Annotated in this window: 22 protein-coding genes, 1 pseudogene and 1 riboswitch; of the genes and pseudogenes, 11 read left to right on the forward strand and 12 right to left on the reverse strand. The window is 62.7% G+C overall.

The window, feature by feature from the left end:
- Positions 1-10: 10 nt before the first annotated feature.
- Both PQR53_RS22535 and PQR53_RS22540 read right to left on the reverse strand, forming a co-directional pair.
- On the reverse strand, positions 11-1,174 hold the full coding sequence (locus PQR53_RS22535; protein ID WP_408458607.1) for an acyl-CoA dehydrogenase family protein: 1,164 nt from the start codon (positions 1,172-1,174) through the stop codon (positions 11-13).
- Positions 1,175-1,201: 27 nt separating this feature from the next.
- Positions 1,202-2,044 carry an HTD2 family dehydratase gene (locus PQR53_RS22540; protein WP_408458610.1) on the reverse strand — a complete coding sequence of 281 codons (843 nt, stop codon included), beginning with the start codon at positions 2,042-2,044 and terminating at the stop codon, positions 1,202-1,204.
- A 244-nt stretch (positions 2,045-2,288) separates the two neighbouring features.
- Here PQR53_RS22540 and PQR53_RS22545 point away from each other — a divergent pair, with 244 nt between their 5' ends.
- A complete protein-coding gene (locus PQR53_RS22545; RefSeq protein ID WP_408458613.1) occupies positions 2,289-3,125 on the forward strand; it encodes a 2OG-Fe(II) oxygenase in 837 nt (278 codons plus the stop codon).
- A gap of 508 nt (positions 3,126-3,633) precedes the next feature.
- Positions 3,634-5,562, forward strand: a complete 1,929-nt coding sequence (locus PQR53_RS22550; protein WP_408458616.1) for an FUSC family protein — start codon at positions 3,634-3,636, stop codon at positions 5,560-5,562.
- Between the two features lie 170 nt (positions 5,563-5,732).
- On the opposite strand, the gene PQR53_RS22555 is transcribed toward PQR53_RS22550, so the two are convergent.
- The 5 genes and pseudogenes from PQR53_RS22555 to PQR53_RS22575 all read right to left on the reverse strand — a co-directional run bounded on the left by PQR53_RS22555 (position 5,733) and on the right by PQR53_RS22575 (position 10,346).
- A complete protein-coding gene (locus PQR53_RS22555) occupies positions 5,733-6,125 on the reverse strand; it encodes a hypothetical protein (protein ID WP_408458618.1) in 393 nt (130 codons plus the stop codon).
- 924 nt (positions 6,126-7,049) lie between these two features.
- Complete coding sequence (locus tag PQR53_RS22560; RefSeq protein WP_408458620.1) at positions 7,050-7,865, reverse strand: VOC family protein; 816 nt, start codon at positions 7,863-7,865, stop codon at positions 7,050-7,052.
- 57 nt (positions 7,866-7,922) lie between these two features.
- Positions 7,923-9,107: pseudogene (locus PQR53_RS22565) on the reverse strand (ABC transporter substrate-binding protein).
- A 259-nt stretch (positions 9,108-9,366) separates the two neighbouring features.
- Positions 9,367-10,113 carry a CbtA family protein gene (locus tag PQR53_RS22570; protein ID WP_408458623.1) on the reverse strand — a complete coding sequence of 249 codons (747 nt, stop codon included), beginning with the start codon at positions 10,111-10,113 and terminating at the stop codon, positions 9,367-9,369.
- A gap of 11 nt (positions 10,114-10,124) precedes the next feature.
- Positions 10,125-10,346, reverse strand: a complete 222-nt coding sequence (locus PQR53_RS22575; RefSeq protein WP_120348989.1) for a CbtB domain-containing protein — start codon at positions 10,344-10,346, stop codon at positions 10,125-10,127.
- 53 nt (positions 10,347-10,399) lie between these two features.
- Positions 10,400-10,487, reverse strand: a riboswitch (adenosylcobalamin (AdoCbl) riboswitch).
- A 97-nt stretch (positions 10,488-10,584) separates the two neighbouring features.
- Here PQR53_RS22575 and PQR53_RS22580 point away from each other — a divergent pair.
- Complete coding sequence (locus tag PQR53_RS22580) at positions 10,585-11,160, forward strand: histidine phosphatase family protein (protein ID WP_408458625.1); 576 nt, start codon at positions 10,585-10,587, stop codon at positions 11,158-11,160.
- A 113-nt stretch (positions 11,161-11,273) separates the two neighbouring features.
- Here PQR53_RS22580 and PQR53_RS22585 read toward each other — a convergent pair whose 3' ends face one another.
- The 5 genes from PQR53_RS22585 to PQR53_RS22605 all read right to left on the reverse strand — a co-directional run bounded on the left by PQR53_RS22585 (position 11,274) and on the right by PQR53_RS22605 (position 16,499).
- On the reverse strand, positions 11,274-11,714 hold the full coding sequence (locus PQR53_RS22585) for a hypothetical protein (protein WP_408458628.1): 441 nt from the start codon (positions 11,712-11,714) through the stop codon (positions 11,274-11,276).
- Between the two features lie 159 nt (positions 11,715-11,873).
- On the reverse strand, positions 11,874-12,887 hold the full coding sequence (locus PQR53_RS22590; protein WP_408458630.1) for an alpha/beta hydrolase: 1,014 nt from the start codon (positions 12,885-12,887) through the stop codon (positions 11,874-11,876).
- 53 nt (positions 12,888-12,940) lie between these two features.
- Entirely contained in the window at positions 12,941-14,296 is a 1,356-nt protein-coding gene (locus PQR53_RS22595; protein WP_408458632.1) for an MFS transporter, read from the reverse strand.
- The gene (locus PQR53_RS22600; RefSeq protein ID WP_408458635.1) at positions 14,293-15,369 is read right to left on the reverse strand and encodes an alpha/beta hydrolase; all 1,077 of its coding nucleotides are present in this window, start codon (positions 15,367-15,369) and stop codon (positions 14,293-14,295) included. The genes PQR53_RS22595 and PQR53_RS22600 overlap by 4 nt, the downstream gene beginning before the upstream one ends.
- A 74-nt stretch (positions 15,370-15,443) precedes the next feature.
- Positions 15,444-16,499, reverse strand: a complete 1,056-nt coding sequence (locus PQR53_RS22605) for a porin (RefSeq protein ID WP_408458637.1) — start codon at positions 16,497-16,499, stop codon at positions 15,444-15,446.
- Between the two features lie 201 nt (positions 16,500-16,700).
- On the opposite strand from PQR53_RS22605, the gene PQR53_RS22610 reads away from it, so the two are divergent.
- The 8 genes from PQR53_RS22610 (at position 16,701) to PQR53_RS22645 (ending at position 26,551) form a co-directional block, all read left to right on the forward strand.
- Complete coding sequence (locus PQR53_RS22610; RefSeq protein ID WP_408458640.1) at positions 16,701-17,609, forward strand: LysR family transcriptional regulator; 909 nt, start codon at positions 16,701-16,703, stop codon at positions 17,607-17,609.
- A gap of 148 nt (positions 17,610-17,757) precedes the next feature.
- Positions 17,758-19,275 (forward strand): ATPase domain-containing protein, encoded by a 1,518-nt coding sequence (locus PQR53_RS22615; RefSeq protein WP_408458643.1) that lies wholly within the window; start codon positions 17,758-17,760, stop codon positions 19,273-19,275.
- Positions 19,276-19,279: 4 nt separating this feature from the next.
- Positions 19,280-20,938 carry an ATP-binding protein gene (locus PQR53_RS22620; RefSeq protein WP_408458646.1) on the forward strand — a complete coding sequence of 553 codons (1,659 nt, stop codon included), beginning with the start codon at positions 19,280-19,282 and terminating at the stop codon, positions 20,936-20,938.
- A gap of 152 nt (positions 20,939-21,090) precedes the next feature.
- The gene (locus PQR53_RS22625; RefSeq protein WP_408458648.1) at positions 21,091-21,552 is read left to right on the forward strand and encodes a MarR family winged helix-turn-helix transcriptional regulator; all 462 of its coding nucleotides are present in this window, start codon (positions 21,091-21,093) and stop codon (positions 21,550-21,552) included.
- Between the two features lie 6 nt (positions 21,553-21,558).
- The gene (locus PQR53_RS22630) at positions 21,559-23,661 is read left to right on the forward strand and encodes an FUSC family protein (protein WP_408458651.1); all 2,103 of its coding nucleotides are present in this window, start codon (positions 21,559-21,561) and stop codon (positions 23,659-23,661) included.
- 45 nt (positions 23,662-23,706) lie between these two features.
- Positions 23,707-23,916, forward strand: coding sequence for a DUF1656 domain-containing protein (locus PQR53_RS22635; RefSeq protein WP_408458654.1), 210 nt, complete (start codon positions 23,707-23,709; stop codon positions 23,914-23,916).
- Complete coding sequence (locus PQR53_RS22640; protein WP_408458657.1) at positions 23,913-25,010, forward strand: efflux RND transporter periplasmic adaptor subunit; 1,098 nt, start codon at positions 23,913-23,915, stop codon at positions 25,008-25,010. The genes PQR53_RS22635 and PQR53_RS22640 overlap by 4 nt, the downstream gene beginning before the upstream one ends.
- On the forward strand, positions 25,007-26,551 hold the full coding sequence (locus tag PQR53_RS22645) for an efflux transporter outer membrane subunit (protein ID WP_408458660.1): 1,545 nt from the start codon (positions 25,007-25,009) through the stop codon (positions 26,549-26,551). The genes PQR53_RS22640 and PQR53_RS22645 overlap by 4 nt, the downstream gene beginning before the upstream one ends.
- Positions 26,552-26,818: the final 267 nt, after the last annotated feature.

The raw sequence follows: 26,818 nt of genomic DNA on the forward strand, positions 1-26,818 counted from the left end.
GGCCCGGAAATCAGAACGAACGCGGCAAGCCGAGAATATGCTCGGCCACGTACGACAGAATCAGATTGGTGGAAATCGGCGCGACCTGGTAAAGACGCGTCTCACGGAATTTGCGTTCGACGTCGTATTCGCAAGCAAAGCCAAAGCCACCGTGGAACTGCAAACATGCGTTGGCCGCTTCCCACGAAGCGTCGGCGGCGAGCAGCTTTGCCATGTTGGCTTGCGCGCCGCACGGTTCATGCGCATCGAAACGCCGCGCGGCCTCGAAGCGCATCAGGCTGGCCGCTTCGACGTTGATGAACGAGCGCGCGATCGGGAACTGCACACCCTGGTTCTGGCCGATGGGCCGGCCAAACACGATACGTTCTTTTGCATACTCGGTGACCTTGTCGACAAACCAGTAACCGTCGCCGATACATTCCGCGGCGATCAGCGTGCGCTCGGCGTTCAAGCCGTCAAGGATGTATTTAAAGCCCTGCCCTTCCTCGCCGATCAGATTCTCGGCGGGAATTTCGAGGTTGTCGAAGAACAGTTCGTTGGTCTCGTGATTGACCATGTTCAGAATCGGCTGCACGGTCATGCCGTGGCCAATCGCCTCGCGCAAGTCGACGATAAAGATCGACATGCCCTCCGATTTCTTCTTCACGTCCGAGAGCGGTGTGGTGCGTGCCAGCAGGATCATCAGGTCCGAATGCTGGACGCGCGAGATCCACACTTTCTGGCCGTTGATCACGTAGCGGTCGCCGCGCCGTTCGGCGGTGGTCTTGATCTTGGTGGTATCCGTGCCGGTGGTCGGCTCGGTCACGCCCATCGATTGCAGACGCAGATCGCCGCTCGCGATCTGCGGCAGATACCTGTGCTTCTGCTCGTCCGAACCGTGGCGCAGCAGCGTGCCCATGTTGTACATCTGGCCGTGGCATGCACCCGAGTTGCCGCCGGCGCGATTGATCTCTTCCATGATCACCGACGCTTCCGTGAGCCCCAGCCCCGAGCCGCCAAAGTCCTGCGGAATCAGCGCGGCGAGCCAGCCGGCTTTGGTCAACGCATCGACGAATGCCTCGGGGTAACCGCGGGCTTCGTCGATCTTGCGGAAATACTCGCCGGAAAACTGCTGGCATAAATCGCGCACTGCTTCGCGAATGTCCTGGAACGAATCCTGATGTGTGGTTTGCATAGTCGAATTTCTCAGTATTCCTGGTGTTCAGGCGAGTGCCGCTGTGGCGCGCATGGTCAGATAGCCTTCGTGATCTTTGGCCCACAGGTCGATGGTTTTGCCGTCGGCGGCGGGTTTGCCGCATACCGTGAACGGCTGCCCCGCGAAGGTGGGACGCAGCGCCTTGAACGCGAAGCTTTGCAGCGTTGCCTTGGGCTGTTCGCGGCGCACCAGATCGACCAGAAGGGTGGCGATCAGCGGACCATGAACGATCAGACCGGGATAGCCTTCCACCTCGGTCACATACGGGTAGTCGTAATGGATGCGGTGGCCGTTGAACGTCAGCGCGGAGTAGCGGAACAGCATGACGGCGTCGGCGTCGATGGTGCGCCGCCACGTTTCGCCTTCGGGCGCGAGCGACGCTTGCGGCGGCCGCGCGCCCTCTTGCGGCGCGTCGCGATAGACGATGTCGTGCTCTTCCTCGAGCTTCAGTTCGCCACCGGCTTCGATCGTGTGCTGCACCGTCACGAACACGAGACGGCCCGAGCGGCCGGTTTTGTCCTCGATATTGGCGATGATCGATGTGCGCTTCGCATGCTCGCCGACTTTGAGCGGCGCATGAAACGTGAGGCGGCCGCCGGCCCACATGCGACGCGGCAACGGCACCGGCGGCAGAAAACCGCCGCGCTTCGGATGACCGTCGGGTCCTACGTCGGACATCGGTGCAATCGGCAGAAAGTACAGCCAGTGCCACAGCGGCGGGACGGTATCGCTGTTTTCTTCCCGGTCGAGCGTGGCGGCCATTGCCGTCAGCGGGAACGCGGTGATGTCGTCTTCGGTCACCGCCTCCTTGTCGAGCCAGTCGTCGAGTTTCTGCGGGGAGGCAGACATGGGCAAAGTCTCCGTACGTGTATTGAGCTAATTAGGGACTTACTATGAACCCGGCCGCGGGTTTCGCGAAGTTTGCATTTTCGAAGCATGCCTTTGCTTTTGCTTAAGACGGCTGGAACGCCCGCGCGATGGGTTAGGAGGGCGCGGCCGGGCGGAGAATTGGTGAGCAAGAGTCGGGGTGTGTGGACAGAGGCGCGTGTTTACACTGAGTCATTGCTTGCTGATTGCCTTATGGAGGATGTTCATGAATACGGTTGCGAAGGACCCGCGCTCGCAGTCACTGGAATTGGGGCTGGGATTTGCGCCGGAGCCGGAGCCGGAGCTGGAGCCGGAGCAGAAGCCGCAACGCGCCGCGGCGCCGGGTGCGGTAGCCGGCCCGCTCGCACGGCGGATCGACGCGATCGACTGGTTCGATGTCGAAGAAGAGCTGAACGGCTATGGCTGCGCGATGCTGCGCAATCTGCTCAGTGCACAGGAATGTGACGCAATGAGCGCGCTCTATCCGCACGAAGCGCCGTACCGCAGCCGCGTCGTGATGGCCCGGCATGGCTTCGGTCGTGGTGAATACAAATACTTTGCGTATCCACTGCCACCGCTGATTGCGGAATTGCGCACAGAACTCTATCCGCGCCTTGCGCCGGTCGCGAATCGCTGGAATGAAGTGATGAATATCGATGTGCGTTATCCGGTCGCGCACGACGAATTTATCGCGCGCTGCCACGCCGCCGGCCAACTGCGCCCGACTCCGCTGATTCTTCAGTACGCCACGGACGATTACAACTGCCTGCATCAGGATCTGTACGGCGAGCACGTGTTCCCGCTTCAGGTCGCGATTCTGCTGTCCGAGCCGGGCGAGGACTTCACGGGTGGCGAGTTCGTGATGACGGAACAGCGTCCGCGGATGCAGTCGCGCACGGAAGTCGTACCGCTTCGCAAGGGCGACGCGGTCGTGTTTGCGGTTCATCACCGGCCGGTGCAAGGTACACGCGGCGTGTACCGGGTGAATCTAAGGCATGGCGTGAGCCGATTACGGTCGGGCCATCGGCATACGCTGGGGGTGATTTTTCATGATGCTAGTTGAAGTGGGTTGACTCAGCGGGCGGCCTCAGGTTGCGCCGCTGCATGCTCGCGGCAGAGCGTCATCCTCGCCGGTCGCCGCACGGCTACGGCGCCTGCCCCACCATTGTCCTTGTTCTCTCCAGGTACGGCGCTGCGGCTGCCACCCTCGCCGGTGGCGGCACGGCTGCGGCGCCCGCCCCACCATTGTCCTTGTTCTCTCGAGGTCCACCGCTGCGGCTACTACCCTCGCCGCTTGCGGCACTGCTGCGGCGCCGCAAAAATTCGACAACCGCAATTTTGACCCGGTATCATTCGGGAAAACCCGAACTCACCTGACACGTTGCACCACCCATTGCAGCGCGTCCGGCCTACCTGTTCGCGTGTTATCGCCCGTCGTCGGACGGGGCTTTCAGCCGGTGATCCCGGCATGGCAGCCCAGTTCGGCGATACGAAGGTGGCGGGCTCGCAGTCCGCCCTGTCGCGATCGGCCAAAAGCCGGTGGCGGCCATTTAGCCTGGATATCATCGATCATGATTGCTGCCGCGTTTTCGCGCGTCGCCGACCGCCTGCTGGTTGCGGATCCGGGACTCGTTCGTCTCCATACCGCGCTGCGCGTTGCGCTTGCCTGCCTGCTGACCGGCATTGCCAGCATCGCGTGGATCGTCTTTCATCAACAACCGGTTACCCTCGCCGCGCCCGGCATCCTCTTTGCGATGGTGGCGCCGCTATTCGTGCGTGATGCGCGACGGCCTGCGTGGTTCGTCACGCTCTTCTGCCTTTATCTCTGCGCCTGTGCGTGCTTTGCCTTGGCGAGTGTGTTAAGCAGCTATCCGCTTGCTGGGGATGCGGGCTTCCTGGTCGTGATGTTCGTTGGCATGCTGTGTCAGGCATGCGGTCCGCGCGCGTTGGGTTGCGCGATGCTGGGCGTGGTGTGTTTTTACCTTGGGTTGTATCTGCATCCTTCGTCCTTGCACCTTGTGCAGTCGCTTTCGCTGTCCTTGTCAGGCCCGCTGATGGTCGTGCTGGTCGGCCGTGTGATCGTGCCGATGCGGGCAGTTGCCAGCTTCCGGCTTGCCATTCACACCGTGACATTGCGCGCGTCGCGTGTACTCGCCACGCCGAGCGTGGTGCATCTTTCGGCGCTCAATGAAGCCGCGCTCTCGCTTGAAGAGCAGTTGGCGTTGCTGAATCCGCCGGACGCCGAGAACATTCGAGAGCGAATCGTCGAAGTGGAAGTGGCGGCTGGCCAGCATGCGTTTGCTTCGGCGCCGGCACACAGCAGCATGCACGCGAGTGGAGATGTGTTGCGTCATGCGATCGCCCGGCTCAAAGAACTCGGGCATCGAGGCTATACGCGACACGCTTCGCCTTGTTTGTCCGGCGGCGTTGTTGCGCTTTCCGCAGCCCAGCGATTCGCCGATCTACGCACCAAGCTCTGCTGGCTGCCCGCCACGCGCGCCACAACGGCTGCATTTCTCGCGATGCTGATCGGCCACTCGCTATCTCCCGAGCGCTGGTTCTGGGCGGTCATCACGACCTTCGTGGTGTTTCTCGGTACGCGGTCTCGCGCCGACACGATCTATCGTGGCGCGCAACGCCTGGTGGGGACGTTGGCCGGCGCGTTCGTCAGTGTGTTGCTGGTCGCGCCGCTCCACGACTCGCCGATGCTGCTTGTGGCTGCGATGGTGTTGTGCGTGTTCGGTTGGGCTTACTACATCCTGAGTGCTTATGCGCCGGGGGTGTTTTTCATTACGGTGCTCGTCGGCCTCGTGTATGGCGAGTTGGGTTTCGCGATGGGGCCGCTGGTCGCGTTGCGGATCGAAGAAGTGCTGGTCGGTTGTCTTGTGTCGTTTGCGGTTGCGGTTTTGATGATGCCGCTGGCGGCGACCCGGCATGTCGAGGTGCGACTCGGGGCTGTACTGGGGGCGTTGCGCGAGGTGGTGAGGCTTGCAGGTTCCGTTGTGCAAATACCTGAGACGGCACCGGCCATGCGCAAGCTCGATCGCACCTGGCATGATTTGCGGATCGCGTTGAGGCCGCTGCAGACGCAGCGCGTGGTGGTGTGGAATCCCGATGTCGAAATGGCTACCGGTTCGCTGCTTTGCTGTTTGCATTGGGCGCGGGTGTTGAGTGATTCCTCGCGGCGCGATGAGTGGTCAGGAGATGTGGCGTTGAATTTGGCTGATGTGAGTGCTGCGCATGTCGAATCGATTGTGGCGCGGCTGGATTCGTTGATCGTGCGGTATCGCGGTGGGGTGGCGGGTTCAGCGTGTGGCGAATTGGATGCGCGTGTTTCGGTGACTTCTGCTGTTGAAGCTGCCGTTGAAGTTGATCCGACGAAGGCATCGGCACTCGCTCAGCTAGATGGCGCCGTCGCACAGTTGTTTGAGCGGTTGACGCAGCCGGTTGTGGAAACGCGGTGGGGGTTCAATTGGGCGCTTCGGGGGAGGAGCGCGTAGGGGGCGATGGGGGTGGGGGTTTGTTTGTCCGCGGCGTTGGAGAACTATTGCTCCTGTGAACTTATCGACGGGCTGTTCTGGCGATTGCGTCTTGTGCCGTATCGGCGAGGCGAAGCTGACGGACGCGACGCACACGTTGCCACAATGAATTCGGGTGGACACGACCGTTATTACCGACCGGGCACGCCGCCCGTTGCCCTGTATTGTGCGTAACTAATCATCTGAAAATGCTCGCGGCCGGTCAATTTCAAAATCATCTTTGAGTCGTCGGGCGGAATTTCTCCGAACATCTCGTAATGAGATGCGAGCGTGCTCACGTCGTTCACGGTTGGCACGATTGAGTGGAAACGCGTATAGCCTCCGGTTTGCACGGCGTTCCAGAATAGCCTGTCGCCGACGATGCTTTCGCGCGCGTCCTTGAAGAGCCACGCCGCGCAAGCGGCACCTACACCACGAGGTGTATCCCCGCAGTCGGCGTGATTGGGAATCTTGATGTGAACCACACCCGCCCAGCTATCCACTTCGGAGACGGGAAATCCATCTGCGATCATAAAGTGGGTCACGTTACCTTGCTGCGCAAGGACGCTTTCGTGACATCTTCGTAAGACGTGAGGCGGCTCTTTGCAGTAGGCGCTAATGACGGCGACTCGCATGAGGGTTCTTTGTGACAAAGTGGAGCGGCCGATTATATATATTGGCCGCTCACTCAAGACCATCTCAATTATTGGCCGTTCGAAGCGCGATCACGCATTAACGCAAGCACCGTCATCGGGTGAGTCGTACTGGCGGCTACGCCACGTGTCGCATCCCGTCTGCTTGGCCACGTCAAATGTTCCGGGAAATTGCTGGCATCCGGCAGGCACCGGCCTGCGCGCCACCGGGCAATCGTGATATGCGACAGTTGCACCTCGCGTTCGAGTAGCAGCGGCGGCGCTCCTGTCGCCGCGGCGCTATGACCAAACGTCAGCCGGCCATACCATTCAACCTCTGACCAGCTATTGTCCTCACGGCCTCTCGATGGGCTCTTGCGTATCCGACAATTCCTAAAATTTCATTTCGCTTAAGCGAGTGCAAACGTCGCCCTCAAGCCTCCTACGTGACCTGCAGGAAAGCACGCAAGAACCTGTCAGTCATCGCCACGCGGCGGTGACGACGATCAGAACAAAGACGTGGAATATACGTAGGTGAGAATGGCGAGCAGCTAACGCACAAACGTAGCCCAACTCGATGGGAAAAGACGGAGACGTAGCGCAAGCCAGGGAAGAGAGAGATAGCGCAAGAAAGCGCTACGAGGCTAACAACAGTACAAAGCATAAGAACAATGACTTAGGGAAAACGACTCAAACCTCACTGCGAGCCATTTGAACGGCAACCCAAAGAGTTATCCCCGGTTTTTGTTCGCAAGGCTGTGGATAACCCTCCGACAACAGCCCTAAGCATTTGATCCGCTTACATTCCTGCACACTGCGCGCGATAACAACGCTCCGTCACCCCGCAGCGATCTCAAACCACGCGCCATGCGTCCGCACACGATCGAGCACCTGCGACTCCGCGTGCCAATCAGCGCGCAGCGCAACCCCAAACACCCCTTCCCCACGCGTGGCGAGTTGCCGACGCAACGCCGCGCCTTCGGTGGCGACACTCGCGGCATCGACACGCACAGGGCTCAACAACACAACTGACGTATCGCCCACCGAAACCGTCGCCGAGACCGCCCCGAGCCCCGCCAAAGCCACCACCCGCGTCTCCTGCTCGCTCACCCCAAGCAACGCCCGATACCGCTGCAAACTGATTTTCAGATCCTCCACTGCGACCGTCAAACTCGCCACCCCTCCCGCGCCGTTCGCATGTTCACGCACCGCGCCCTCCGCGACACGCAGCTCACGCGGCGTGACATCCCCGCACAGGAATGGCAAATCACTGGTCCGCGGCCGACCAGTCTGCCACTCCAGCCGCGCGCCATCCGGACGCACACGACCACCCGCCTGTGGACCGTCGTATTGCAATCCGTGCCCGTGCGCCGCATCGATCACAGCACCCACGCTCGATGGCAACAACGCGTAGTCGACAAAGCCATCGCCATAACGCTGCCCCCCATCCCACCAGCGACGCTGCGGCGCCGGCTGCAAGAAAGCGATCAGCTCGATGTAACTGCCGTCGGCGAAACCGATCAGCGCGTTGTGCGTCACGCCATCGGCGTGCGTGCCGCCTTGCTGCACGGTGAAACCGAGCTCGGTGAAATCTTCAATGGTCTGCGTCAGGTCGTGGACGCGAATAACGATGTGATCGAGTAACAGGCTCATGGCGCAAATGTCGTGGAAATCGTGATTGATCGGATAGTTCGACGGACCGGAGGATGCCTACTTCTGCGCAACCGTTGCCTTGCTCTCAAGCAACGCCCACTTGTCGTTCTTCACCACCACGTTGATGTTCTTCACGCCGATCACACGACGCGTCACCGGATCGAAATTGGCCTTGCCGAACACGACGCTCGGAATATCGTGCAGCTTCGGCAGCGCATCGCGCACGGCTTTGCGATCGGGGCCACCAGCACGCAGCGCATAGGCCGCGATGATGACGGCGTCGTACGCATAGGCGTTGAACGCGTCCGGCTCGCGATGGTATTTCGCCTCGAAGCGTTTGACGAAGCTCTGCACCTCAGGCCCAGATTCGCCAGGGAAGAAACTGGTATTGGATGCCACGCCGTTGACGGCCGCACCGCCGAGTTCGAGGAATTTCGGCGAATACACCGAACTGGCCGCTGCGATCGGCAGATTGATGCCGCTCGCGCGCGCCTGGCGGGCGATCTGTGCGCCATCCGAGTAGTACGAGATCAGCACGATGCCGTCGGGGTTGGCAGCACTCACGCGCACCAGCGTCGCGCGGAAATCTTTCTCGGTCGGCTGATAGCCTTCGGCCGCAACGACTTGTGCGCCGCGTTCGTTGGCGGCTTTGACGAAGACGTCTTTGCTGGCGCGTCCCCAGTCGGTATTCAGATAGAGCACGGCGACACGCTTGAGGCCGAGCGTTTTCACGGCGAGATCGGCGAGCAGCGGCTGAGCGTCGGCCTAGCTAACGGACGGACTCCAGATGTAGTCGCCGCCTTTGGTGAAGTCAGGATGCGAGTTGGTAAAACCGAGTTGCACGAGGCCGGCATGTTGGTAAATCGGCGAGGCGGCCATCGAAGCGGGACTGGAGAAGTCGCCGAGTTCGATCAGGATATGCGGGTCGTTGACGAATTTCTGCGCGATCGTGATGGATTGGCGTGGGTCGCTCTGGCTGTCCTCGAAGACGTAGTTCAGCGGGCGGCCGTTGATGCCATTGTGGCTGTTGATTTCATCCAACGCGAGGTCGAAACCGGCCTTCCACTGAGCGCCATACTGCGCGTTCTGGCCGGTGAGCGGACCGCTGACGCCGATCAGGATCGGCTCGCCCGAAGGTGGCGCGGCGATTGCCGTTGACGTCGTGAGTACCGATGCGGCCAGCAGCAGAACTGCCGCAATCTGAGTGGCCCATGATGGGCGCAGGCTTGATGTGTTCGACATGGCTCCAGGCTCGATGTGCTTGAGATTGGAGTGAGTGTCGGATGCGCCCCGGCTTCGGGCAGCCAAGCGATTCGCATATCGTTATGCGGCCAGGGAACTTGTCCACAGAAAATGTTCGCAAGCCTGTGGATAACATTCTGGCAAGCGCGCCAAGTCCTTGATGTATTGGGCTTCTCTCGTAGTGCACGTCGGCGTGACCGCTCGCGCGGTCGCGCCTTTGCACCGGGAGTAAGCGGCCTTCACGGCCGCGCCTCTCACATCAAAGGTAAGCGGACTTCGCCGTGCCGCGGTTCACGGGAGCCAACAGCTTGCTCCGCTCAACCAGGGCGCCGAACAGCAGCCCGATAGTGGTCCACATAATCACCTGCATCCCGATTGCCGCGACGCGAAACTTCCACAACAGCACTGCCGGGAAAGCCGCGGGCACTTCGTTGATCACCGGCATCGACAACTGCACCGCGGCAATGATCACGACAAACACCACACCGGCCACAATCGAGCCATTCCACGCGCCCAACGTCAGCGCCATGCGACGCCGTACCTTCAGCGAAAACACCATCGCGGCCAACGAGATCGCAATCATCAGAAAGAACAAGCCGGTCCGCATCCCGATCGTCTCGGGGTCGCCCACCGAAGGGGGATTCGCCGGGTATTTGATGTTCGGGACGATCACCAGTGTGATAAACGCGCCAAGCGCCAGCCACGCAGATAACGCGCGCGCACTCAACGCACCGACGCGGCCATACGCAAACGCGAACACCAATGAGAACAGCCCGCCGAAGGCGGCGCCGTACGTCACCACGCCGGTCAACAATCCTAGGCCCGCTTGCGTACCGCGGCTCACCAGTTCGGGTTCGGGCGCGTCGCCTTTGGCGGCGTCGGCCTTCTCCTCGAAGGAAATCGCCTGATCGACCTGCGGCTCGCCCACCAGTCTGGCGAAGCCGAACGTGAGCAATCCCGCGGCGATGCCCGCAAGCATGCCGCGTACCAACAATTTACCAACCATGTTCGACTCCGTTAGTGGCAGGGAAAGCCGAGCAGATGGCGGCCGTCGTGCACGAATTCATGCACATACATGCCAGGCACGAGCGACGTGGCGCCTTCTTCGGCCCCAACGAAATAGATCGCGAGCAACAGCAGCAAGCCGCCGAACACGACCCAAGGCAGCAGCTCACGCAGCGGAATCGGCGTGGGTTGAGCGACGGGCTGGGTCGCGGAATCGAAAACAGCGTTGGACATAATGGACATCTCCTGGGGGTAACGCGCCCCGATAGTCGATTGAAGAGGAATGGTGCGAAGCTCAGGTCTGGCTTTCGGCTCTTGAATGCCGATTACAGTGGCGCGACCGCGCCGGGCTCTCACCGGCTTCCGTGCTTCGCAGTGCCGTTATTCTACGCGCTAAACTTGACGTCCCGGCTACGCAGAACATGCGCCTCATGCGTCCTACTTTAGTCTGGCCTCCATGGAAATCAACTGAATGGACACAAGGCTGTTACTGATCAGCCACGCAGCGACCGCGGCGATGCGCGCAGGCCGCTTCCCCGCCGACGATCCGCTCGACGCACGCGGCCTTGCCGAAGCAGACGCCGCGCGAGCGCGCCTGTCGATTCCGGAGGATGCGGCGGCTTTCGTCAGCTCTTCGGTTTGCGCGCGCGAAACGGCGTCGGCCTTGGGTCTCAGTGCGGTGGTCCACAAGGGACTGGCGGATATGGACTACGGTCGTTGGCATGGCCGGCGTCTCACCGATCTCGCCGCAGAAGCGCCGCAAGACCTCGCCGCCTGGACACACGACCCCGACGCCGCCGCGCACGGCGGCGAGTCATTCAGTCGGCTCGTGAAACGGATAGGACGGTGGCTCGATGCGTTGAACGAAGCACCGCGCGATACGGAAAATGTTGTAGCCGTCACGCACGCCGCGGTGATCCGAGCTGCCATCGTTCATGCACTCGGGGCGTCGCCGCAAGTGTTTTCGCGCATCGAGATCGCGCCGCTTTCGATGGTCGAGTTGCGACGCACGCGACGCGGTTGGACATGGTGGCCGGCGCCACAATAACAGCCGCCCGCGATGTCTTCCCGTCTTCGGGGAAGTGCGACGACAACAAATATGGACCACGTGAATACGGTGCGCCGGGCGCGGACAACCGATTCAAACCCGCATGTGCTGACTTATTTCCCCGATACAACCAACCTCAGCTTGTTCGAACCAGCCCGCGTCAACGCAATATCAGTCCGCTTGGCCCGCGTCCCCAGATAAAAATGCTGACGTCCCGGCGAATTCTGGTCATGCGTCGCATCCGGCAGGCACGACGCGATGTCCGCCGCGACGGCCTGCAGCGCATCCGCACTGGAACCGGCGTCATGGTGCGGCGTCCACGTACATTGGTAGCTGCCACGGCTCGCTGAACATTGCGCGTCATCGCCGTAGGGTTGCGCGACGCCCTTGCCGTCGTCCGGCGTCAGTGCGGCCAAACCGTCCGGCGCCGCCGCGACGATCCGTTTGAGCGATGTGCACGGGCTGGGCGCATCGTCGGCATTCGCGCTGCATGGCAGCAACGCGCCTAGCGATACCGTGGCAATCGCGGCGGCAAGGATTCTGGTCTTATTCATGTCGGCGCAGTCCTTCGAAAGGTGGCTCACGGGTGGCATTAGCGCGGTAGCACGCTTCGTGCCCATGCGCACCGACGACTAACGCCTTCGTCGGCGAAATCCATGGCCCTCTGCATAGCCCTGCGCGAAACGCCTCGACAAGCGCTTTAAGAGCTCACTTCAACGCCTGACACCGAACAACGCAGCCAGCCCATGCGCCGAAGCAAACATCCCCTTCGCATCGTGCCCCACGCCGTCGATCACAAACGTACGATGCAGCGCCGCCGCTTCCGGATGCCTCGAAGCCATATAACGCGCATAAGCCAGCCCTCGACCCAGCCGATGCTCGCCCTGCGTCTGCGCAGCGCATGAACGGTCGAGCGCCGGATGCTGTGGATCGCAATCCGCGCCGCCGAGCAACACCGTGACGTCACGGTGCGCATAAAGCGATTCGAGTGCATCAGCCGAACCCGCGCCCCCTCGGCCCGAAGCATAGGCGGGCAAATCCTCGAGCCCATACTTCCAGCGATTAAACGACGGACAGGCTGCCGCATCAAACGCCACGAATTCGCCGGACGCGGTCGGCCGCATCGCATCGAAGTACACATACGACGAAGGATTCGCGACCACATAGCGCAGCGCGATCCCGCGCGCAACAAGCGGCGCCTCGCCCTGCGTCACCACGGCATAGCGCTGCGCCACCTGGCCGCCGCCCGAATGCCCGGCGATCACCACCTCGGTCAGCGACGCAAACTGCTCGCTCGACGCCAGCGTCCGCAGGATCGCGTCGAGCACATCGAACGAACTGAGCGGCGCCGGACCTTCGGCGTACCCGCCACCCATCCAGCTCGTCCACTCCCAATGCAGCGTAGACGGCGGCAACGCATGCGCGCCAATGTCAGCCGTCGCGAGAAACTGCGGCACGATCAGCAACGTATCGGCCGCGTCGCCACCGGCAAGCGCACACGCGCGTTGCGCCAGATCGAAGTACGTGTCCGCGTTGCGCAAGCGTCCGTGAATCAGGATCACCGCGCGTTTGATGTCACGCGACGGCGCAAGCCAGTCACCATTTACGAATACCGGCACGGTGCCGCTGCCCGCTTGCGTCGCGACACTCAGATGCCGACTCGCGACGACCGCGACCGGACGTTCGTTCGGCGCGCGTTCGTCATCTGTGATCAAAGACTGGGTCATGCAATAAGCTCGTGATTAATCGAATGAGTCTAATGAATGGCAATGTGTGGCGGCTAATGCGTGACGAACTTCGCCGGCACGGCGTCCTGCTCGCGTCCCGAGCGCGTGAAATACACCATCGCGAGCGACACGAAGCCGGCAAAAATCAGATAGAACGCCGGCGTCAAACTGCTGCCGGTCAGATGCGTCAAGCCGGTGATGGTGAGGGGCGCCATGCCGCCAAACAGCGTCACTGCAATGTTGTACGACAGCGCCACGCCCGCCGAGCGGCTACGCACCGGAAATAGCGTCGCGAGCATGCCGGGATGCGAACCGGACATGGCGGCGAGGAACACTGTCGCGACCATCTGTGCGATGAACAGATGCCCTGGCGTCGGATTGGTCACGACGAAGTGATAAAGCGGATACACGCACACCATCCACGCGATCACGATCGGATAGAACAGCCGGTACGCGCCGTACCGATCCGCAAGCTTGCCGGACAGCGGAAACAGGAACAGATTCAGCACTCCCGACACAAACGCGCCGAGCAGTGCGGTAGACAACGGCAAATGCAATTGCCGCTCGACATACACCGACAGATAAGAGTGCCAAACGTAATTAGTCGCCGCGCCGACGATGATCACGCCCATCGCGCAGATCGCCGCGTCGCCGTTGTCGCGGAAGAACTGGCGCACCGTCACGCGCGGCGGCTTGTCCTTATGATCCAGCAAACGCTCGAATTCCGGCGACTCGGCCACACGATGCCGGATATAGAAACCGAATGGCCCCGCCAACGCGCCGAACAGAAATGGCAGACGCCAGCCCCAGGCCACCAGTTGCCCATGCGTAAGCTGCGTGGTCAGCAAATAACCGACACCGGACGAAAGCAGCAAAGCGAAGGCCTGCGCCGACATGTTGAAGCTGCCGTAGAACATCTTCTTATGCGGCGGCGCATACTCGACCAGCATCGCCGACGCCGTCGCGAACTGCCCACCCACCGAGAGCCCTTGCAACAGCCGCGCGAGCACCACCAGCAATGGCGCCGCAATGCCGATGCTGGCATAACCCGGCGTGAGGCCCATCAACAGCGTGCTCGCCGCCATGGAAATGATCAGCAGCGAAAGCGCTTTGCGCCGCCCTGCCCGGTCCGCGTAGATGCCGAGCAGAATCCCGCCGATCGGCCGCACGATAAAACCGACGGCGAAGGTGGCCAGCGTCAGCATGATCGACACGAACCCGCCGCCGGGAAAGAACACCTGCGCGATGATCTTCGCGAAGTAGCCGTAGATCAGAAAATCGAACCACTCGAGCCCGTTGCCGAGCACGGAGGCAAAGATCGCGCGCCGTACCATCGAAGGGCTCAAGCCGTTCGATGCCCCCGTCGCGGACATCACACCGTCACGCTGATTCAAGCTTGTCTCGCTCATTGCTCGCATCCTTTAGTATCGAACATCGCCGACAGTGCGCAGACCGACGTCAGCATGCGCGCGCCGTTGTGGCCCACACCCGGCACGATATGAAAGCGCTGTTTCAGGCCTTCCGGATGACGCGACTGGATATACCGGTAATACGCTTCGGCGCGGGCAACGCGCTGCGGACCTTGCGCTTCGGCGGCACAGGTTTTGTCGAGCGCGCTTTGCTGCGGATCGTCGTCCGTGCCGCCGACCAGGTAGTCGATCCGGCGCGACGCATAAGTCGCTTCGAGTTGCGCGGGCGTGCGATCGCCGAGGTACGGCGGCCGATTGTCCATGCCGTATTTCCATTGATTGAAGTCGGCGCATTGCGCGGCGTCGAACGGCGCCACCCCACCTTGCGCATTCGGCCGTTGCGCATCGAAATACGCATACGTCGATGGGCTCGCCACCACATAGCGCACATCGATGCCTTCATCGGTCAGCACGGCGATGTTACGCGCCGCCACCGCGTAACGCTGCACCACCTGGCCGCCGCCGGAATGCCCCGCGAACACGACATGCCGCAGATTGGGGAACAGCTTGCGATCCGCGAGGCGCGTCACGATCGCGTCCAGCACCTCGTACGAACTGACGGGCAGCGGCGCCTGCGCCGCTTCGCCGCCCATCCACGCGTTGCCGGTCCAGCGCAGCAGATCGGCCGGTTCGTCATGCACGCGCAAGTCGAGCGTGGCGAGAAATTGCGGCGCAATCAGGAGCGTGCTGTCGGCGTCCGCGTGGGCGGCGTCACGTGCATTCTGCGCGGTGCGAAAGTACACGTCCGCGTTACGCAGTTTGCCGTGAATCACGATCACCGCACGCGTCACCTGCGGCTGCGCGACGTTCCAATCCTTCGACAGATACAGCGGAAACTCAGCGTGCCCTTGCGGCGTGTCGATCGTGAACCGTGTATCCGAGACCGTCGCCACCGGTTTCAGATGTGGCTCGTACGCGTGCACCGCGAAGGCCGGTTGCGTGAGCAAGCCCAGCATTGCAGCACCCGCTATCGCGCACCCCATCACCAGACGCCGGGAAAGATTGAATGTCATGCAGCTTGCTCCTGATCACCGTGCACTGTCTTGAACGCGGCGCATCGTCAAATCCGTCGTTGAAAACTCAAAACTCAGAACCGGTGGCGAATGCCGAGCGTCACGCCGGTCTGGTTCGGACCGAAAGCGGTGTCGCTCGTCACGCCGACCGGCGTGTACTGGTCGTTGGCATAACGCGTGGAAGCGGCATACGCAACGGTTGCGTACACATCGGTTCGTTTCGACAGAATATAGTCCGCGCCGAGCACGCCCATCAACGAGTTCGACACGTTGTCCGCCTTGTTGGTCTGGTAATACGCAGCGGCTGTCAAGCGCAACGTCGGCGCGATCAGATAGCGCACGCCGCCGAACCACAATGCCGCCGACACCGTCGCGCCCTTGGTCGGGTTGTACAGATAGTGCTCGTAGCCGCCCATGATGGTTGCGTTGCCGATCTGCTCGCGCGCCGATGCACTCCAGTTGCGCGACTTGGTCCACATGCCGGTCGAATTGATGGCGCCGTTGCGATAGTCGTAAGCCACCGCCGCGGCGAAGCTGCCAGCATCGTAATCGAGCGCGCCGCCGTATGCCGCACTGCTTTGAAACGAGTCCGCCGAGCCGCCGAAGCTGTAATCCGCCGTCGCCGTCAACCCGCCGAAGCGGCCCACATACTTGACCGAGTTGTTCACGCGCGCTTTGAACGAAAAGCCGTCCACGGAGCCCGTGGTCGGCATCCACGTGTACTGCTGGCCGAACACCATCGGGTCGTATTTGATGAGCGTGTCGTACATCGCCGTGTACTGCAAACCCGCCGACAACGCGCCGAACGCGTCGTTCGACACCCCGACCGCCGCGGTCCGATTGAATAGCACGCCGGCGCTTGCATTGGTGCCGTCGTTGCCGTTGAAGCCCGCTTCGAGAATGAAGAACGCCTTGTTGCCGCCACCGAGGTCTTCAGCACCACGGAAACCGAAGCGCGAGTTGCTCAGTCCGCCCGAGTTTTCGCGGACGAGGGAGCCACCGTCGGCACCTGCATGATTGAGGAATTCGATGTTCGTGTCGATCACCCCGTACAGCGTGACCGATGCCTGAGCATGCGCAGTCGCGCAACTCACCACGGCCAATGCGGCCACTGCACATTGCTTTTTCACTAACGTCTCCTGTTGGTTTTGTTTTATGTCGCGACGCGCCCGAGCCTGCTTGCCGTGGGCAACGCGGGCATCGGTCGATGCGATGGACGAGATCGTAGAAGCGGGGGTGGTAAATGTAAAATACCTGTTTTATGCACCATCCATATCTATAAAATATGGCACTCAACACAACGCAAAGTGCGACCGAGGAGACAGAACACGATGGAGCTTCGTCACTTGCGCTACTTCCTGGCGGTCGCTGAGGAAGGCCAGTTCACGCGCGCGGCCGAGCGGCTGGCAATGCAACAGCCGCCGCTCTCGCAACAGATCCGAACGCTGGAAGAAGAGATCGGCTTCGAGCTGTTCGTACGCATGCCGCGCGGCGTGACCTTGACGCCCGCGGGGCAGGCCTTTGCGGAAGACGCGCAGCGCTTGCTGCAAGACTTGCAGCAGTCGGTCGACAAGGCGCACCGGATTGCGCGCGGCGAACTCGGCACGATCTCGATCGGCCTGACCAGTTCAGCGGCGTTCCATCCCTTCACGACAGAGGCGATTCGGGCCTTTCGCGCAGTGTGTCCCGAGGTCGCGGTCGAGCTCGCGGAACTCAACGCGGCGGAGATTATCGAGCGTCTGGCCGCCGGGCAGATTCAGGCTGCGTTTCTGCGCAAGCCGGTCGATGCACGCGAAGGCGTGGCGTTCGAGTTATTGCTCGACGAACCGATGGTGGTGGTGCTGCCGGTTGGGCATCCGCTACTGAAGGGCGCGGGCAAGAAGCGGCCGCAGGTCTCGCTGAAAGCACTGGCGCGGGAGGATTTCATTCTGGTACGCCGGCCCGGGGCGCCCGGCATGTATGCGGACATTCTGGCTGCCTGCAGGCAAGCCGGCTTTGTCCCGCGGATTGCGCGTGAAGTGCCGCGCATGGTGTCGGGCATCAATCTGGTCGCAACCGGTTTGGGGGTGACGCTCGTGCCGGCGTCGATGCAACGTTACGACCAGGTGGGAACGGTGTACTGCACGTTGACGAATCCGGCGAAGCTGAGCGCGCCGCTGCATCTTGCCTACCCTGCGGAACTGCGCAATAACGCGGCAACCCGCTTTATCGAACTGGTGAAGGAACGCGTTCGCGGCTGACTGTTCCAGGACTTTGCAACGATGCCGCAAAGGGCTGAAACCGGTAAAGCCGGGTTGGACCAGCCACGCAACGCTCGTAGGCATACAAATTGCATTCGATCCGGACCGGCTCGGAAGATAACGCCCACATCGACGCACTCGCTACGCTATGCCCAACACACCTGCTACCGCTTCAGCGGCCCGCCTCTCCTCCGGAATCGAGGGTATCGACGACATTCTCGGAGGCGGCTTCACCCCCCATCGCATGTATCTTGTCGAAGGCGCGCCCGGCACAGGTAAAACTACCCTTGCGTTGCAATTCTTACTCAAGGGCGTGGCAGAAGGCCAGGTGGGCTTGTACATCACGCTGTCCGAGACACGCGCCGAGTTGATCTCCGTGGCGGACAGCCATGGCTGGGACATCAGCCGGTTCACGATTCTTGAACTGCTGTCCGACGAAGGCCTCGATCCGAGCTACGAGCAAACCGTACTGCACCCGGCCGAAGTTGAGCTCGGAGAAACCGTGCGCAACGTCATCGAGCAGGTCGACGAACTCAAGCCCGCGCGCATCGTGCTCGACAGCCTCTCCGAATTGCGTCTGCTGTCGCAGAACCCGTTGCGCTATCGCCGGCAGATTCTCGCGCTCAAACGCTACTTCGCCACCCGCGAATGCACGGTGCTGCTACTCGACGACAATTCGTCCGACCCCGGCGACATCCAGTTGCACAGCATCGCGCACGGCGTGATCGCGCTCGACAATCTCGTGCACGACTATGGCGGCAACCGGCGGCGCATGCGCGTCGCGAAGATGCGCGGCATCAAGTTCCGCGAGGGCTATCACGACTTCACGCTCGACACGGGCGGCATCCACGTTTATCCCCGCCTGGTCGCGGCCGAGCATCACGCTGCGTTCAAGTCCGACGTGCTGAGCACCGGCACGGATGGCCTCGACGCGCTGCTCGGCGGCGGCCTGATCCCCGGCACCAACGCGCTGATGATCGGGCCGTCGGGTGTCGGCAAAACCACCACGGTGGTGTCGTGCCTGATCGCGGCGCTCGAACGTGGCGAGCGCTGCGTGTACTACGTATTCGACGAAACCCTCACCACGCTGATGATCCGCTGCGCGACGCTCGGCATGTACCTCGCGCCGCACGTCGAAAGCGGCTTGCTGACGCTGCGCCAGATCGATCCGGCGGAAATCTCGCCCGGCGAATTCGCGAGCGACGTGCGCAACTCGGTCGAACACAAGGGCGTCAAATACGTCGCCATCGACAGTCTGAATGCCTATCTCCAGGCCATGCCCGGCGAGCGCTATCTGCTGCTGCAGATGCATGAACTGCTCGGCTATCTGAACCAGCAAGGCGTCATCACGATGCTGGTGCTCGGTCAGCACGGCATCATCGGCGAAGTACAGAACGATCTCGACATCAGCTATCTGAGCGACGTGGTCGTACTGTTCCGCTATTTCGAACATCATGGCGAAGTGCTGACGGCCGTGACCGCCGTGAAGAGCCGCGCCAACGCGCACGAGCGCTCGATCCGCCAGTTCCGGCTCGGCCGCGGCGGCGTGGAAGTGGGCGAGGCATTGCGCGACTTCGAAGGCGTGCTCTCCGGCCTGCCTGCCTATCGCGGCAGCACCGCCCTGCTAGGCGCGCAGGATCGTCTCATCGACACGTCCCGGCAGTAACGATATGGAGCAACGCGTCCTTATCCTGGCACCGTTTGGCCGCGACGCCGATGTGATTGCCGAAGTCCTGCAGAAGGACGCCCGCACCTGCGTTGCTTGCCGCGACGCCAATGTCCTCGCCGAGGCGCTGGACGCCGGCGCGGGCAGCGCGCTGATCGCCGAGGAGGCCCTCGCGGACGGCCAGGCATCGCGTCTGTTCGACTGGCTCGAACAGCAGCCGGCATGGTCCGACTTCCCCTTCATTCTGCTCGCCGCCAATCGCGTCGGGCGCCGCTCGGCGCGCAGCATCGAAGTGCTCGAGCGGCTCGGCAACGTGGTGGTCCTCGAGCGCCCTCTGAACTCGGAAACGCTGCGGCGCGCGGTGGGCTCGGCGCTGCGGGCGCGTGCGCGGCAGTACGAGTCGCGCCGCCATCTGGCCGAGCTGATCGAGGCGAAAGAGGCGCTGGTGCAACTCAACGATTCGCTCGAGAGCCGCATCGCCGAGCGCACCCATGAGCTCGCGTCCGCCAACAACCGGTTGATGATGGAGATTCATGAGCGCGCCAAAGTGCAAGCCGTGCTGGTGCAATCGCAGAAGATGGAAGCGCTCGGACAACTCACCGGCGGCATTGCGCACGACTTCAACAATCTGCTGAACGTCATCATGGTCAACTCGGAGTTGATCGCGCGGGTGGGCAGCGACGATCGCATTCGCGCCATGGCCGCCACCATCAAACGCGCCACCGAGCGAGGCGCGAAACTGACCGGCCAGTTGCTGACCTTCTCGCGCAACAGCAATCTCGATCTGAAAGCGGTGGACATGGTGACCTTGCTGCAAGGCATGCGCGACATCATCACCGTGTCGCTCGGCTCGAGCATCCGTTACACCACCGAATTCGATTGCGAGGAAATGTGGACCCAGGCCGACGCCAATCAGCTCGAACTGGCCATCCTCAATCTGGCGATCAATGCGCGCGACGCGATGCCCAATGGCGGCCAGCTCGCCATTCACGTGAAACAGCGCACGGCCCCCGATCAAACGCTCGACGAGGGCCAATATATCGTGCTCGAAGTCGCCGACACCGGCTCGGGGATCGCTCCCGACGTGGTCTCGCGCGTGTTCGATCCATTCTTCACGACCAAGCCGATCGGCAAAGGCACGGGACTCGGCTTGAGTCAGGTCTACGGCATCGCGCGGCAAGCCGGGGGCACCGCACGCCTGTTCAGCGAAGAGCGGGTGGGCACCACGGTGGAGATCTGGCTGCCGTTGCGCGAGCGGGTGGTCTCGCAGACCGAAGTGGTCTCCGACGTCGAGGAGAATGCAGTCGGCGTGAAACGTGTGCTGGTCGTCGAAGACGACGGCGAGGTGCGCGCGATGCTGGTCGAGTGTTTGCGCATGCTCGGCTACACCGTGACCGAAGCCGCTGACGGACAGGCCGGACTGAACCGCCTGCAAGACGACAACCCCGACTTGCTGATGGTCGACTTCGCGATGCCGGGCATGAACGGCATCGACGTGATCGCGGCAGCGCGCAAGATGCGCGAGGACCTGCCCGTGATCCTCGCAACCGGTTATGCGGACGTGGACATTTCGGGTCTCGCCGTCAAGCGATGCACGATCTTGCGCAAGCCTTTCCAACTCGACGACCTGGCGCGCACCGTCAGACTCGGTCTCGCGGCCTGAGAACAACATGCGGGGACGGCCATCAGGACACGCCCGCTCGCCGAAACAGTCACCCTGGGCTTCAGCGGGCGTCCCCACCCCATGGTGTGTCTTCACAAATATTCGCAATTCAATAGTTTGCTAACGAATATTTTGGAAATACAATACCGGCCATGTCGAATCTCGATGCCTTGCGCCGCACCGTCAGCAGCACCTTGGTCGTCGCTGCCAGAAAATGGCGGCGCACGAGCCACGGCGTGCTCGCGGCCTTCAACGTCTCCGAAGCGTGCGCCACGCCGCTGCTCACCGCCAGCCGTCTCGGCGAAGCGGTGCGGCAGGTCACGCTGGCCGAATACATTGGTATTGAAGGACCATCGCTCGTGCGGCTGCTCGATCAGTTGTGCGCGGCCGGCCTGATGCGCCGCGACGAAGATCCGGAGGACCGGCGCGCCAAGACCGTGGTGCTCACCGAGGAAGGCCGCGCCGTCACGGCAAAAATGGAAGAAGAGCTCGTCACGCTGCGAGCGAAAGCTTTGAAAGGTATCTCGCGCAGCGATCTCGAAGCGACCTTGCGCGTGCTGAACGCTTTCACGGCCGAGGCAGCGCCACCGCACAATGGCGGAGAGTCCGGGTAACGGTTTATGGTCTATCCCTCCATTCGCGACTGGCTGTTCTCCGTCAAGACTTTTGCGGCGGCGATGATCGCGCTCTACATCGGTCTCGCGCTCGAGTTGCCGCGCCCGTACTGGGCGATGGCCACCGTCTACATCGTGTCGAATCCGTTTGTCGGCGCGACCCGCTCCAAGGCGCTGTATCGTGCGCTCGGCACCGCGCTCGGCGCTTCGGCCGCGGTGCTGCTGGTGCCGCCGTTCGTCGAATCGCCGTATCTGTTCAGCGTGATCGTCGCGTTATGGACCGGCACGCTGCTCTATCTGGCCGTGGCCGACCGTACCGCGCGCAGCTATGTGTTCATGCTGGCGGCCTACACCATGCCGATCATCGCGTTGCCTTCGGTGACCAATCCTGCGGGCGTGTTCGATCTGGCAATCAGCCGCACCGAAGAGATCACACTCGGCATCGTGTGCGCGAGCGTCGTCGGCAGTGCGCTGTTTCCCAGCCGGCTCGCGCCCACCATCATCGAGCGGACCGACGCGTGGTTTCGCGACGCCGCGTTCTACACGACCGAAACACTCTCCGGCCGCATTGCCGGCGCGGCGATCTCGGGGGCCCGCCAGCGGATCGCGGTCACGATCAACGGGCTGGAACTGCTGCTGAGCCAGCTCGCTTACGACCACACCCGGCCGGACATTCTGGCCCGTGCTCATGAGCTGCGCGGGCGCATGCAGTTGCTGCTGCCCATGACGTCGGCGCTGGCCGATCCGCTGATCGCGCTCTACAACAGCGGCCGGCAGACATGGCCCGAGGGCCTCGAAGCCTTGCTCAACGACGTCATCAAGTGGTTCGAGGCGCCGCTGCCAACCGCCAGCCGCGGCATCCACCCCGACCTCGCCGCCGACGCGCTGCGCGCGCGCATCGCGGCGATGCAGCCGCCGCCGGCCGCGCTAGCGAACTGGGACAGCGCGCTGCTTTCGAATGCGCTGTGGCGCATGAAACAGGTGATCGACGTCTGGCAGGACTGCCGCTCGCTGCGCATCATCATCACGCGCGAAGAAGGCTCGTGGCGCCCCCGCTTTCGCCATTGGCGGCTGGGCGGCACCGAGCGCTTCTTCGACCACGGCATCATGCTGTTTTCGGCGACTTCCGCGGGCGCCGCGGTGATCATTGCGTGCAGCCTGTGGATCAGTTCCGGCTGGGCGGACGGCGCCAGTGCGGTGACGCTCGCGGCGGTGGCCTGCTGCTTCTTCGCCGCGCTCGATGAGCCCGCGCCCATGGTGTTCAGGTTCTTCGTCGCCACGGCGATCGCCGTAGTGGCCGCCGGCATCTATCTGTTCGCCGTGCTGCCGCACGTGCATGATTTCGCGATGCTGGTCATCCTGTTCGCCGCGCCGTTCATTCTGGTCGGCACCTTGATGCCGCGCCCGCAGTTCAACCTGGTCACGGTGCTGGTGGCCGTCAACACCGCCACCTTCATCAGCATTCAGGACGCCTACTCGGCCGACTTCCTGATCTTCATGAACAGCAATCTCGCGGGCCTCGCCGGCTTGCTCTATGCGTATCTATGGACTCGCGTGACGCGGCCGTTCGGTGCCGAACTCGCGGCCTCGCGGCTGTTGCGCTCGAGCTGGGCCGACGTGGCGCTGACCGCCTCCACCCGCGCGATCGACGACCCGCGCAATCTCGCCGCGCGCATGCTCGACCGGCTGATGCAGCTGATCCCGCGTCTTGCCGCCACGGACGACCATCGCCATCCGTCGATCGAAAGCTTCCGCGATCTGCGCATTGCTTTCAATGCACTCGATTTGCGCCGCTTGACCGCCAAGCTCGGCGGCGATGCACCGGCCGCGATCGCGCATGTGCTTGAAGACGTGCAGCAATACTTCGAATCGTGTGTCGATCTGCGGGAGCGCCAGCCGGTGCCGCAAAGCTTGATGTCGTCGATCGATGCAGCCGTGGCGCGCGTCACGGCCCAAGGGCTCGCCAACGCCGATGCACCGAGCGCGACCTCGCCAACCTCGGCGCGCCAATTGCGCGACGCGCTGCATGCACTGGTCGGCTTGCGTCTTTCGCTGTTTCCGGCCACGCTGATCACACCCACGCCGCCCGAGCCGGAAGCCGCTGCCTGATGCGCCCGTCCCGCCATCCCATCCATCCCTTTGCCCATTTCCGCGATGATCGGTGAAATCGATATCTTCGGCGTGTTCGTGCCGGCCGTGCTCGTGCTGATGTTGATCGCCTATCTGATCAACCTGGGCATTCGCATGGTGCTCGCGCGCGTCGGCTTTTACCGCTTCGTCTGGCACCGTTCCATTTTCGATCTCGGCATCTATGTGCTGGTGCTGGGCCTTGTCGTCGTCGTTTCGCACAGACTAATAACGTGAAAAAAACCTGGTTCTCCGTCGGTCAAATTCTGCTGACCCTGATCGTCGTTGTGGTGGCAGCCTTCGTGCTGTGGAAACTGGTCGACTATTACATGTTCGCACCGTGGACCCGCGACGGACACGTGCGCGCCGATGTGATCCAGGTCGCGCCGGATATCTCGGGTCTGATTTCATCGGTCGAGGTAGCCGATAACCAGCAGGTCAAGCAAGGCCAGGTGCTGTTCGTGATCGATCAGGCCCGCTATGCGCTCACACTGCGCCAGGCGCAGGCCACCGCGCAGCAGCGCCGCGCCACCCTCGACCAGGCGCGCCGTGAAGATGCGCGCAATCGCCAATTGGGTAACCTGGTCGCGGCCGAAGTCGCGGAAGAAAGCCGCTCGCGCGTCGAAACAGCGGAGGCCGCGCTCGCCGATGCGAACGTCGCGATCGATACCGCCAGGCTCAATCTGCAACGCACCACGATCGTGAGTCCGGTGGACGGTTATCTGAACGACCGCGCGCCGCGGGCCGGCGAGTTCGTCTCCGCGGGGCGTGCAGTGCTCGCGGTGGTGGATATGCATTCGTTCCGCGTCGACGGTTATTTCGAAGAAACCAAGATGCGCGGCATCGACATCGGCCAGCGAGTCGATATTCAGGTGATGGGTGAGCCGACTGTTCTGCGCGGTCATGTGCAAAGCATCGTCGCGGGGATTGAGGACCGCGACCGCACGCAAGGGTCGAATCTGCTGCCGAATGTCAATCCCGCCTTTAGCTGGGTGCGGCTCGCGCAGCGGATTCCGGTGCGCGTGGCGCTCGACGAGGTGCCCGCCGACTTTCGTCTGATCGCCGGACGCACGGCGACGGTGTCGGTGCGTGATCTATCGCCGACCGGTAAGCCGCGTCCGGCTGCGGGGGCTTCGGGCGCGGTGGATGCGTCGGCGGCTTCGGCTTCGGCTTCGGCTTCGGCTTCGGCTTCGGCTTCGGCTTCGGCTTCGGCTACGGCTTCGGCTCCGGCTCCGGCTTCGGCTTCGGCTACGTCTGCTGTTCCGGCGGTCTCTGCTGCTTCCGCTACGCAGCCGGCATCTGCTGCCGTCATGTCGGGCGCATCGCAATGAAGCTGTCGCGTGCCCTGCCCTCATTGCCGCGGCTGTCGCGACTGCCGCTGTTGCCGCTGTTGCCATTAGCCGTGGCGCTCAACGGCTGCATGAACGTCGGCCCGGATTACGCGCTGCCGAAGCAGGCGCTGGTCAACGCGCCCCTCGCCAATGCACCGATCGAAGGCGCCGATGCCAAACTGACCACCCGGCAGGACGTGCCCACGATCTGGTGGAAGCTCTATGACGATCCGGTGCTGAACAGCCTCGTCGACGCAGCGCTGCAATCGAATACCGACTTACGCGTCGCGGCGGCCAATCTCGCGCGTTCGCGTGAAGCGCTGGGCGTCGCGCAGGCGCAAGGCGGCTTCTCCGGCAAGACGTCGGCGGCCTTCGAGCGGGCTCAGGAATCGGCCGAGCAGTATCTGCTCTTCAACAAACTGCCGGTCGCTAACGAAGGTGACATCGGTATCAGCATCTCGTACGAAATCGATCTGTTCGGCAAGCTGCGGCGGGGTGTCGAAGCGGCGTCGGCTGATACGGAATCCGTGCAAGCGGCCGGCGATCTCGCCCGGATCACGGTGGTGGCCGACGTGGTGCGCTCTTACGTCGAACAATGCTCCGCCGCCGAGGAGCTGAGGATCGCGCAGCAGTCGCTGGCGTTGCAGAAGCAGCGCGTGGACGTGTCGCGCCGATTGCGCGACGCGGGCCGCGGCAATCAGCCTGACGTAACACGCGGGCAGACCCAGGTCGATACCTTGTCGGCGGATATTCCGCGCTATACGGCGCGCCGCCAGATCGCGCAATACCGGCTCGCGGCGCTGCTGGCGCGCGCACCGTCCGATTTGCCGCCGGCCGTGCTGGCCTGCAACACGCTGCCGCAAATCCGTCAGCCGATCCCGGTCGGCGACGGCGCCGCGCTGCTCAGGCGCCGCCCGGACGTGCGCGAGGCCGAGCGCCAACTGGCGGCTTCGACGGCGCGCATCGGCGTGGCCACCGGCGCGTTGTATCCAACGGTGAGCATCGGGGCGTCGGCGGGTTTGACCGGGATTCTCGAGGACCTCGGCACGTCGCCCACGGCTCGTTGGGCCTTCGGTCCGTTGATCAGCTGGACCTTTCCGGCCAATGGCGCGCGTGGCCGGGTCCGCGAAGCGGCGGCGTCGAGCAACGTGGCACTGGCGAAGTTCGACGGCGTGGTACTGACCGCGTTGCGCGAAACCGAGACCAACCTCGCAACCTACGCGTCGGACGCCGCCCGCGCCGACGCTCTGCGTGCCGCGTTGAAATCGGCGACCGAGTCGGCGGATGAAACGCATCGGCTGTATCTAGCCGGACGCGAGTCGTTCATTTCGGATCTCGACGCGACGCGCACGCTGACGTCGACGAAGTCGCAGGTCGCGGCCGCGGAAGGTCAGGTGGCGATCGACCAGGTCAACCTGTTCCTCGCGCTTGGCGGTGGCTGGGAGATTGATGCGCAGACGGCGCCGGGGACCGGGGCTGCGACTCCTGCTGCTGCGGTGCCGGTTAAGGACGTGCCAGCGGCGGCTGGCAAAACACCCTGACGGGTTTTGACATCCGGGTAAATCGCTATTATTGACAAGCTTTCTTTTACCTTTCAATTCAGGTTAAATACGAGCCTCAACACCACGTTACGGGGTCACGTATGTCGCATTTCCTGCAAGGCGCAGCCACACTGGGCGGTTGTATCGGCGTTTTCACGGTAGTCGTCGCGGTCGTGGAGATGCTGGCGAATTGAGTTCGCCTGGTTGGTGATTACCGTGTGATTGCCGCGTTATCGGCGAGCGAACGGCTTACGCAAGCGCCCGCGC

Source organism: Paraburkholderia fungorum (genome assembly GCF_046027605.1).
Taxonomy (GTDB): domain Bacteria; phylum Pseudomonadota; class Gammaproteobacteria; order Burkholderiales; family Burkholderiaceae; genus Paraburkholderia; species Paraburkholderia fungorum_F.

What these genes read in the sequence shown, in the direction of transcription:
- PQR53_RS22560 (WP_408458620.1), bottom strand. Translation starts at nt 7,865, where the DNA reads ATGAGCCTGTTACTCGATCACATCGTTATTCGCGTCCACGACCTGACG.
- PQR53_RS22630 (WP_408458651.1), top strand. Translation starts at nt 21,559, where the DNA reads ATGGTCTATCCCTCCATTCGCGACTGGCTGTTCTCCGTCAAGACTTTT.
- PQR53_RS22580 (WP_408458625.1), top strand. Translation starts at nt 10,585, where the DNA reads ATGGACACAAGGCTGTTACTGATCAGCCACGCAGCGACCGCGGCGATG.
- PQR53_RS22575 (WP_120348989.1), bottom strand. Translation starts at nt 10,346, where the DNA reads ATGTCCAACGCTGTTTTCGATTCCGCGACCCAGCCCGTCGCTCAACCC.
- PQR53_RS22540 (WP_408458610.1), bottom strand. Translation starts at nt 2,044, where the DNA reads ATGTCTGCCTCCCCGCAGAAACTCGACGACTGGCTCGACAAGGAGGCG.
- PQR53_RS22620 (WP_408458646.1), top strand. Translation starts at nt 19,280, where the DNA reads ATGGAGCAACGCGTCCTTATCCTGGCACCGTTTGGCCGCGACGCCGAT.
- PQR53_RS22590 (WP_408458630.1), bottom strand. Translation starts at nt 12,887, where the DNA reads ATGACCCAGTCTTTGATCACAGATGACGAACGCGCGCCGAACGAACGT.
- PQR53_RS22645 (WP_408458660.1), top strand. Translation starts at nt 25,007, where the DNA reads ATGAAGCTGTCGCGTGCCCTGCCCTCATTGCCGCGGCTGTCGCGACTG.
- PQR53_RS22570 (WP_408458623.1), bottom strand. Translation starts at nt 10,113, where the DNA reads ATGGTTGGTAAATTGTTGGTACGCGGCATGCTTGCGGGCATCGCCGCG.
- PQR53_RS22610 (WP_408458640.1), top strand. Translation starts at nt 16,701, where the DNA reads ATGGAGCTTCGTCACTTGCGCTACTTCCTGGCGGTCGCTGAGGAAGGC.
- PQR53_RS22550 (WP_408458616.1), top strand. Translation starts at nt 3,634, where the DNA reads ATGATTGCTGCCGCGTTTTCGCGCGTCGCCGACCGCCTGCTGGTTGCG.
- PQR53_RS22600 (WP_408458635.1), bottom strand. Translation starts at nt 15,369, where the DNA reads ATGACATTCAATCTTTCCCGGCGTCTGGTGATGGGGTGCGCGATAGCG.
- PQR53_RS22625 (WP_408458648.1), top strand. Translation starts at nt 21,091, where the DNA reads ATGTCGAATCTCGATGCCTTGCGCCGCACCGTCAGCAGCACCTTGGTC.
- PQR53_RS22635 (WP_408458654.1), top strand. Translation starts at nt 23,707, where the DNA reads ATGATCGGTGAAATCGATATCTTCGGCGTGTTCGTGCCGGCCGTGCTC.
- PQR53_RS22535 (WP_408458607.1), bottom strand. Translation starts at nt 1,174, where the DNA reads ATGCAAACCACACATCAGGATTCGTTCCAGGACATTCGCGAAGCAGTG.
- PQR53_RS22545 (WP_408458613.1), top strand. Translation starts at nt 2,289, where the DNA reads ATGAATACGGTTGCGAAGGACCCGCGCTCGCAGTCACTGGAATTGGGG.
- PQR53_RS22595 (WP_408458632.1), bottom strand. Translation starts at nt 14,296, where the DNA reads ATGAGCGAGACAAGCTTGAATCAGCGTGACGGTGTGATGTCCGCGACG.
- PQR53_RS22585 (WP_408458628.1), bottom strand. Translation starts at nt 11,714, where the DNA reads ATGAATAAGACCAGAATCCTTGCCGCCGCGATTGCCACGGTATCGCTA.
- PQR53_RS22615 (WP_408458643.1), top strand. Translation starts at nt 17,758, where the DNA reads ATGCCCAACACACCTGCTACCGCTTCAGCGGCCCGCCTCTCCTCCGGA.